Raw genomic sequence first — 8257 nt, 5'->3', positions numbered from 1 at the left:
TGGAGTTGCCCCTGTAACTCAGGACACGCGGACACCGTTAGGTTGATGACACCGCATTACGCCTGAACTCGCGAGGCGAGCGGTATTTCAAGGCTTTGTGCGGGTGGCGCTCATTGTAGTGTTCAAACGCGATAGCCAGACGCGAGAGCGCTGTTGGTGCGTCAGACTTGTCCATATAGGCGACGTAATTGTCCTTCATGGTCTTCACGAACGATTCCGCCATGCCATTGCTCTGCGGCGAACGGACCGGTGTGGTCAGCGGCTCAAGACCCAGTTCGCGAGCGAAGCTGCGCGTGCGGTGGTCGATGTAGGCCGAGCCGTTGTCCGTCAGCCATTCAATGGGCTGCGCGGCCTGCGTGGTGCCGAAGCGCTGTTCGACGGCGGCCAGCATCACGTCGCGCACCACATCACCGCTATGCCCGCCGGTCGTTGCTGCCCAGCTAATCGCCTCGCGGTCGCAGCAGTCCAGCGCAAACGTCACGCGCAGCGGCGTACCATCGTCGCACCGAAACTCGAAGCCATCGGAGCACCAGCGGGTGTTGCTGCGGTCCACCGCAACGCGACCGTCATGTCGCCGCTTATCTCGCCGCACGCCAGGGCGGCGCAGCAGCAACTGATGCTCCCGCATGACCCGATACACGCGCTTGACGTTGATGCACGGCGCACCGCTCTGCTCCCGACTGCGGCGCAGCAGCGCCCAGACACGGCGGTAGCCGTAGGTGGGAAGGTGCGCCACATGGGCCTGAATCTCCTCGACCAGCCCGGCATCGTTGGTCACGCGGGCACGGCGACCATCGCGCCAGTCGGACGAGCGAGCTCGCTTCACCGCCACGGCAGAGCGCGCCACGCCGAGAACTTCGCAGACCGTCTTCATCGGTCGTCCCCCGGCAGCAAGGGCGAGCGCGCAATCAGGTTTTTTGAACGGCCCCATTCCACGGCTTCTTTCAGGATTTCGACCTCCAGCGTCTTCTTCCCAAGTAGCCGTTGCAGTTCCTTGATTTCCTTGATGGCGGCGGCCAGCTCAGATGCCGGCACAACGGTTTCGCCTGCCTTCACCGCCGCCAGACTGCCTTCCTGGTATTGCTTGCGCCAGCCGAACACTTGGTTGGCGTTGACGCCGTGCCGACGTGCAACGGCCGACACCGACGCTCCCGGCTCCAATGTTTCCTGCACGATGGCGATTTTTTCTTGCGCCGTGCGCCGACGACGGCGCTCCGGCTCGGTCAGAATTTCGATGCTTTCCACGTAATGACTAGGCTTACTGATAGGCACAAGACTATCCCTTATTTTAAGAGAGTCCTCGTGTCCTCAGATACGTGGGGTCGCTCCAATACCCTTCTGGCCCGGATCGGGATAGCGGCCCGCCCAATATACGAAGTGTGTGAGAAGTTCAAGTGTTGCTAGTTCTTTGGGGGAGAGGTCATCGATAAAATTCGCGAGACGATGAAGTTCGTGATGCTTGTGGTCACGCTCAGCTTCAGAGTACGCGGCAACTCCTGCGCGGAGGATGATCATCGCTTTCAGGCAGACTTCCAAGCTATAACCAACCAACATGAGGGCGACTGCGCAGTACTGAGAATCGCAAATTCCCCGCAGTTCGGTCGGCATGTTGTCGAAATTCGGTTGCTGTTTTACGAGCGTTACCGCTGCCTGAGCCATCGCCTCGGCTTGAGTCAGCCACAAAATCGGACTCTTTAGATCGTCGCTGCTGGGAGCATTGGTCGGATCGACGTCAGCACCATGGGCTGCGGCCAGCATCGCCCAACGGCTCCATCCGGAGAGGCTGTACCCGGCTGGGTCCTGGATGAACATCTCTCGATTCGGCAACATTGGATCGAACATTCCGGTTTCCTTTGTAATTTGTGGTGATACGGTAGAACACGCACTAAGCTATTGGCGCGTCCAGTTCAATCCTTTCGCTCGTTCAGTCAGAAAGTCGGCCGCGTCAGAGGGCGCATCCTCGGCATGTTCGATATGTCCAGGCGACACAAATCGAACCAAGAAGATGGCGAGGTCGAACTGGTCGGAGACGATCAGAGACTCTTCTGCTTCGAACGATGGGTGCCACACGCCTGCGGGCACCGTAACGATCCGGTCTCTCGCGGCATTTGCTTCTGCCAAGCGCTCGACTGACGCGGAGGGTACGGGTGCTCCTGGAGGCATGTAGCAGCCCAACTTCGATGCGCGGGCACTGGGGTAGCTCCAGCATATGAAATCATCCCGCGCAACCACGAGCATGGCTGCTTCGTCCGTGATGTCCAGCCACTTCAATGTGGTGGCGGTGAACGATGTGTCGTACCGAGAAGCGCAGTGGCCGAGCAGATCAACCGTAATCGGCTGTCCGGAAATTTGTTGCCGAAAATCGTCCGCTGGCATGAGCAGGAACGACGCAAATTTGTTGGCTTCCGATTCCTGCTTTTTCGACTCCCCTTCGTTGTAGCCCATCGTTTCGAGTTGGCCACACGTAAAGGTATCGCGCATCGCTCGATGCAAAAAGTAGTGGCCCAGTTCGTGCCCCAGCGTGAAATTGATACGTCCGGGGATGGTTACCGCCGCGTCATATGAGATGCACCAGTCGCCCTTGCTTTTTCTCTTTGAGAGCATGCCGTCGATGCCGGCAACACCGTGAGGCTTGATGACGCCAACCGGGTCCGAAAATTTGGCCTTGGTTACCTCAAGCGCGAGCACCTGTACGTCGACCGGGAAAGATTGACCACTTTGCGTCCACAATTTCGACAACTGGATACCCCACGCGGCTGGCGTCGTCGGCTCACTCATCGTCGTCTATCGCCTTGAGAAATTTTTCCAACTGGGCACGTTTAGTCGCATCAAGGCGACCGATACGCCTGAAAAAAGCCTCGTCTACATCCGATTGCGATGCTTCCTGCTTCTCATCGTCCAGCAAGAATTCCACTGTCACGCCCAACACCGCCGCAATCTTAGAGATCTTGTCTGCAGACGGGCGCACTACGGGGCGATTTTCTAACTCCCAAATGTAGCTCTTACTTGACTCTGTCTTCTCGGCAAGCGCATCCAGTGTCAATTTCAAACGTTTGCGCTCGGCTCGAATCTTTTCGCCCAAGGGGGTTGCCACTTCACTCTCCTGTATAGATCGCACGCTCGCTGGCGGCCGATGATGGGAACGCGTCACGCGAATGGGTAGGGGCCCCCCATTCTTGACTACCCGATGTTCAGAGTAGGCGCACTTTTCATGCTTGACAAGTGAATTCGAGGCGCCTATATTTTTTGTGCGCCTACTCCGAACATTTTGTTGGCGCGTTCCTCAATTTTTGAAGAGGTGCCAACCATGGCAAGGACTTTGAAGTGCGTAGCGAAACGGATGGGCGGCGGTGCAGGCCACGAACACATCACGCATCTGTGGTGGCAAGTGTGGGACGGCGATCGAGCTGTCGGTGAAAGCGGGGTTTTCACTCGCGATCAAATGGTCTCGTACATCGAGCGTCAGGGGAACAATTCCGTCTGGTGCCCGGATCGCAACCCTCAACGACAAGGAGCATGGGTACACGTCAACAACAACGGGAGGACCAAGTATGTGCAAACGGTCGCCGATGGGCGCTGGACCGACAACTTGCTTGCGCTTCCTGACCGGTAAGCAACTTCAATCAGCTACGGAGTAGACCAATGACCAACAAGATCTTTGTTGAGCGTCGCCTCGATGAAGGCGATTACGCAGTTCGTCGTCCGAATTCGCAACGGGCAAGTGCAACTGCCACGACGCAACGCGAAGCGATTGAACGTGCACGCGAACTCAACCCGAGCGGCCCTGTGCTGGTGGAGCGGGTGCGTACTACGAGTGCCGGGAAGCCGGACAAGTGGCGGAAGCCTTGACGGATTTGATGATGGTTCCGGTCAATGCTAGTCCCGCCGACTAGAGTTGTGAGCGGAGGTGGCGTGGGAGGCCACTTCCGCTATAGTGCTCGGCCTATCTTGACGAAAATCGATCGATAGACCGCCCCATCTTGGGAAGAATCAAGCCTATTAGCGAGTGCTCGTATTTCTTGTCAATTCAGCGGCTTTTGCTCACCTTGTATGGCAAAATGAAGCGAGCAATCATGGCAAAGTTTTTTGCAAGCCATTGATTTTATTCATGTACACCGCTCAACTTTATTGACAAACGATAGCACGCTGGCCAGGCGTGCGTCACGCGTGCGTGTCGACCCAGAGGCGGCCCCAGCGGGACGCGTAGGCAAGCGCGTGTTCTTCCTCGAAGAAGAAATCGATCGCGTCGAACGAGACGGAGCGCGGCGACGGGCCGCTGCTTGCCTTCGCGATCGTCAGGTTGGCGGCGAACAGCCCGTTCGGCAACCGGGCGGCAGCGGGGGCGACTTCGTAGCCCTTGTAGCGGATCGTACGGTTCATGACGTGCGCGGAGAGAGTTCGGATGTTCAGCGTACGAAAACCCGCCGGCCGCGTGAACCAATCTTTCGGCCAATGCAAATCACGCGGCGGGCCGAATCGTTATCGGCGCGGGGTACGGGGAAAGGGCAACCGGGGGCAGCGTCGGCGTGCACGGCGCGCGGCCGTTCGTCCGAATGTGCACCGCCCGCGCCGGCGAACGGGGTCGTCCGGGCGCGGGCGGTGAAAGGCGGGGGAATTACTGGTTGGCGATCTTCAGCACAGGCGCGAGCGCATCGACCGACGCCGCATGCGAGGCCGCGCGATGCGACGCGAACGCGAGCGCGAACTCGGCCGCTTGCGTGCCGACCGTCTCGAGCTGGGCGACGACCTTCGGATCCGAGCAGCTGTCGGCGCTGTCGAAGCGCGTTTCAAGCGTGTTCACGGTCGCGCCGAACGGCGTCGGCCAGCCGCGCAGTGCATGCACGATCGAACGCAGCGACGTCAGCACGGTGCCCGCCGCCTGCCAGCCGTACGCGGTGACGATCAGGCCGACCGCGCGTCCGTCGAGATAGGGCCGATCGTCCGCACGCAGTTCCTCGAGCGTATCGAGCGCGTTCTTCACGAGGCCGGAGACGCCGCCGTGATAGCCGGGCGTCGCGATGATGATCGCGTCGGCCTGGCGCACGGCGTCGATCAGTTCGCGCTGCGCGTCGGTCAGCGTTTTGTGTTCGGGGGCGTAGTGCGGCAGCGTATGCAGGAACGGGCCGTCGAACAGGCGCGTGCGTGCGCCGGCTGCCTGCGCGCCGCGCAACGCGAACGACAGCGCGCGTTCGGTCGACGACGCTGCCCGGGTGGTACCGCCAATGCCGACGACGAACGGGCGGCGGTGTTGATCGAATGCAGTCAAGGGGCGCTCCTTGGGGATGGCTTGCCCGGCTAAGCACAGGCTTAAAAACCAGATGGTAACGACCCCGCCGCCACTCTGAAAACGACTTTTCGTTCTATCGATATGCCGGGAGGCACGGGCAATCGTGCGCGCGGCCGCACGGATCGATAGCAGAAATGCTTGGTTGGGCTGGCCGGCCGCGGTCGATAAGATGGGCCCGTCTCCTCCATGATGTCTCTACTGACATGGGTTGGCCCCGCCGCGCGGATGCAGGCGGGGCTTTTTTTCGTCCCGGTCAGGAAAAGGGGCGCGATGCGCCGGGCCGTGGCCCGTCAGTCGAACACCGGCCGGAAGAAGCTGCGCTCGTAGCTGACGATGCAGTGCGTTTCCTCGGCGTAGCGGAACGCGGCCTGGCAGGCCGGATCGTCCATCGAGCGCTCGCGGTAGCGCTCGTATTCGGCGAGGCTCGGGAACGAGAACATCGCGAGCGCAATGTTGTTTGCCCCTTCGGACGGCAGGAAGTAGCCGTGATGCGTGCCGCCGAACTGCTCGACGAGCGGAATCCACATCTTGCCGTAGGTTTCGAACTGGTCGAGCTTGTACGGATCGATGACGTAGCGAAGGAAGCAGGTGATCATGGGCGCGCCTGGAGCGGAAAGGATCCGGCGAGTGTGGATGGCGCTGCAGCATGTGTCAACGGCGCGCGCCGGCGATCGACGCCGTCGCGCTCGATGCATTGCTTGCGTGCGCAACGATCGGTGTGCCGTCATGCGTTCGCAATGACGCACGCGCCGCCGCGGCGTGCACCGTCGCAACCGTTTCTCCCGCACGCACGTCCCCAAACTTTTACGACATTTTTTCTTGCGGGGGCCATCGGCGCGCTCATAGACTTCGGGCATCCCAACCACGGAGCATGGCAATGTCGATACCCTGGAACGCGATCGCCGAACACACGCCTGCCGCGCCGCCTTCCGCGTGCGCCGACCGGGTGATCGTGCGGCGTTTCGATCCGGCCTTCGACAGCTATGCCCAACTCACGCCGATGCTGCATCGCGCGTTCGCGCGGCTCGGCGCGATGGGGCTCAACTGTACGTGTGTCGACCAGGACGAGGCCGTCACGCGCCGTCGCGCGGAAGCGGGCGAGTGCTACGTCGCCGTGTGCGGCGGGCGCGTGATCGGCACGGCCACGCTGTATGCGACCGATCCGTCGTCGGCCTGCCCGCTGTACCGGCGCGAAGGCGTCGCGAGCGTGCGGCAGGTGGCGGTGGACCCGGATTGCCAGAGCCGCGGGGTCGGCGCGTTGCTGCTGTCGTTCGCCGAGCGGTGGGCCGCGTTGCGCGGCTACACGCTGCTCGCGCTCGATACGCCGCATCCCGCTTCGCACCTGCTCGCGTTCTACGGCTCGCAGGGTTTCGACGTCGTCGACGTGATGCGCTTCGACGGCAAGCGCTACGACAGCGCGATCCTCTGCAAGCGGCCCGTCGCGCATGTCGTGCGCCGGATGTCGTCGGCATCGCCGGCGTCGCGAATGGCCGCGCGCATGGCGGCCGTGCGGCGCGTTGCTCATGCGTTGCCGTCGCGCGTGGCCGCGCTGGTCCGGCGCGATCGGTACGTGCGACGTGGCGCAGGCTGGGCGGCGCGACGCGCGGCCGGTGCCGCGAGTTGCCGCTCGTCGCCGTGGCGTCCGCGCCAGCACGGGCGCTACACCTTCGGCTGAACGCCGTGCTCCGGTTCCTGCTCCTGTTTTGCCGCGTAAACGCCGGATGAGCGGAGTGTGGCGCTCCCGCTCGTGTACGGCCCTCGAGACACCCCCGCCGCGCCGCGGCGAAACGGACGTTTACGCGCTTTTTATGCCCTGACGCGCACCTTCATGAGATGGCCGCACCGATCCGCACGTAGGTGGCCGGATCGGACAGGTTCTTCACTTGCGCGACGAGATCGCGATGGGCGATGGGCCGCACCTGCCTGAACCCGCGTGCGCCGGCCACACTGACCGCGCGGCGATCGAAGCCCGACTCGGCCGCGCCGCCTCACTCGTCGCGGCCGCTCGACTCGCCGCCGCCTTTCGCGAGGCGCCACGCGATCGTGCCGAGCACGCCGACCGCGACGACCAGCGCGCCCCACAGCACGTAGCGGCGCGGTGCGTCCGTGTCGGCGGCCGGCGCCGGCGTGACCGCCGATACCGGCAACGCCGCGCCGACGCGCGCGGGCCGCACTTCGGGGGCCATGCCGACCAGCAGCGCGTCACGGCCGACGGCCGACGACACGAGCGACGCGTCGCCGACGCCGAGCGTAAACGGCGGTGCGCCGCGCGCCACGAAAGTCAGCGCGGCTGGATGCCAGCCGATCGCGACGGCCGGCTGGCCGCTGCCGAATCCGCCGTTGCGCATGTCGACGACGATCCGCCACGTGCGATCCGTATTCGCCGCGAACTCGAGCGGCGGATTGCGCTGCTCGCCGGCCTTGCCCTGCAGCCGGAACAGCACGGCGCCCGCGACGTCGCGCCACGGCGCCTGCGCGTCGGCGCGGCTCTGCAGCGTCGCGCGCGCGACGGTATTCGGTTGCGGCAGGTCGATGCGCACGCGGTCGACCGGATACGCGCCGTCGGTGTCGAACAGGTACTCGCCGGGCGTGCCGCCGGCCCGCACGCGCACGGCGTCGCGCCATTGGCGCGGCACGGACGCGGTGTCGGTTCCGCGCGCATCGCGCGGGTGCGTCTCGACGTCGATCGACGCGATCGCGGGCGCGCCGTCGAGCCAGTCGAGCCGCAGGTAGCGCGGCGCCGCGCCTTCGAGTGCGATGCGTTCCTGCACGAGCATGTCGTCGCCGTGGCCGACTTTCAGCAACTGCGTGCTGCCGAGCGAGCGCCAGCTGCGCAGGTCGTCGCTGGCTTCGACGGCGACACGCCCCTGGTAGCTGTCGTCGCCCACGTGTACGAGCAGCGCGTCGATGTCGCCGTCCGCATGCGACAGGTCGACGAGATCCGCGCCGTGCTTTGCGCGCGCCGGTGCG

Annotated in this window: 11 protein-coding genes and 1 pseudogene; 3 read left to right on the top strand and 9 right to left on the bottom strand. The window is 63.4% G+C overall.

Annotated elements, in window-relative coordinates:
* Positions 1-37: 37 nt before the first annotated feature.
* The 4 genes from ABY44_RS27300 to ABY44_RS27285 all read right to left on the bottom strand — a co-directional run bounded on the left by ABY44_RS27300 (position 38) and on the right by ABY44_RS27285 (position 3094).
* Positions 38-1236, bottom strand: a protein-coding gene (locus tag ABY44_RS27300; protein WP_166488176.1) for an IS3 family transposase whose coding sequence is annotated in 2 segments (ribosomal slippage) — positions 38-921 and positions 921-1236 — 1200 coding nt in all. Because the reading frame shifts where the segments join, the coding sequence is not laid out codon by codon here.
* Between the two features lie 72 nt (positions 1237-1308).
* A complete protein-coding gene (locus ABY44_RS27295) occupies positions 1309-1842 on the bottom strand; it encodes a hypothetical protein (RefSeq protein WP_431642732.1) in 534 nt (177 codons plus the stop codon).
* A 48-nt stretch (positions 1843-1890) separates the two neighbouring features.
* Positions 1891-2778: an ImmA/IrrE family metallo-endopeptidase gene (locus ABY44_RS27290; protein ID WP_011547008.1), complete on the bottom strand. Its 888-nt coding sequence runs from the start codon at positions 2776-2778 to the stop codon at positions 1891-1893.
* Positions 2771-3094, bottom strand: a complete 324-nt coding sequence (locus ABY44_RS27285; RefSeq protein ID WP_011547009.1) for a helix-turn-helix domain-containing protein — start codon at positions 3092-3094, stop codon at positions 2771-2773. Before ABY44_RS27285 ends, ABY44_RS27290 begins: the two co-directional genes overlap by 8 nt.
* Positions 3095-3307: 213 nt before the next feature.
* Here ABY44_RS27285 and ABY44_RS27280 point away from each other — a divergent pair, with 213 nt between their 5' ends.
* Both ABY44_RS27280 and ABY44_RS27275 read left to right on the top strand, forming a co-directional pair.
* A complete protein-coding gene (locus ABY44_RS27280; RefSeq protein ID WP_011547010.1) occupies positions 3308-3613 on the top strand; it encodes a DUF3892 domain-containing protein in 306 nt (101 codons plus the stop codon).
* A gap of 29 nt (positions 3614-3642) precedes the next feature.
* A complete protein-coding gene (locus ABY44_RS27275; protein ID WP_077179465.1) occupies positions 3643-3849 on the top strand; it encodes a DUF2188 domain-containing protein in 207 nt (68 codons plus the stop codon).
* A 312-nt stretch (positions 3850-4161) separates the two neighbouring features.
* On the opposite strand, the gene ABY44_RS27270 is transcribed toward ABY44_RS27275, so the two are convergent.
* The 3 genes from ABY44_RS27270 to ABY44_RS27260 all read right to left on the bottom strand — a co-directional run bounded on the left by ABY44_RS27270 (position 4162) and on the right by ABY44_RS27260 (position 5883).
* Positions 4162-4380 carry a hypothetical protein gene (locus tag ABY44_RS27270; protein ID WP_021157097.1) on the bottom strand — a complete coding sequence of 73 codons (219 nt, stop codon included), beginning with the start codon at positions 4378-4380 and terminating at the stop codon, positions 4162-4164.
* A gap of 235 nt (positions 4381-4615) precedes the next feature.
* Positions 4616-5266: an NADPH-dependent FMN reductase gene (locus ABY44_RS27265; RefSeq protein ID WP_027790596.1), complete on the bottom strand. Its 651-nt coding sequence runs from the start codon at positions 5264-5266 to the stop codon at positions 4616-4618.
* Positions 5267-5577: 311 nt separating this feature from the next.
* Positions 5578-5883, bottom strand: a complete 306-nt coding sequence (locus ABY44_RS27260) for an NIPSNAP family protein (RefSeq protein WP_060174289.1) — start codon at positions 5881-5883, stop codon at positions 5578-5580.
* Between the two features lie 281 nt (positions 5884-6164).
* On the opposite strand from ABY44_RS27260, the gene ABY44_RS27255 reads away from it, so the two are divergent.
* On the top strand, positions 6165-6962 hold the full coding sequence (locus ABY44_RS27255; RefSeq protein WP_060174288.1) for a GNAT family N-acetyltransferase: 798 nt from the start codon (positions 6165-6167) through the stop codon (positions 6960-6962).
* A gap of 151 nt (positions 6963-7113) precedes the next feature.
* On the opposite strand, the pseudogene ABY44_RS27250 reads toward ABY44_RS27255, so the two are convergent.
* Both ABY44_RS27250 and ABY44_RS27245 read right to left on the bottom strand, forming a co-directional pair.
* Positions 7114-7254: pseudogene (locus ABY44_RS27250) on the bottom strand (lytic transglycosylase domain-containing protein); the annotation flags it as partial.
* Positions 7255-7275: 21 nt separating this feature from the next.
* On the bottom strand, positions 7276-8257 hold a 982-nt coding region (locus ABY44_RS27245), incomplete at its 5' end, for a DUF3999 domain-containing protein (RefSeq protein WP_431642729.1).

The organism is Burkholderia sp. ZZQ-2 (assembly GCF_050768715.1).
Lineage (GTDB): Bacteria > Pseudomonadota > Gammaproteobacteria > Burkholderiales > Burkholderiaceae > Burkholderia > Burkholderia cepacia.
Note: the sequence above shows the minus strand (reverse complement) of the source record. Positions and strands in the feature narration are given on the sequence as shown.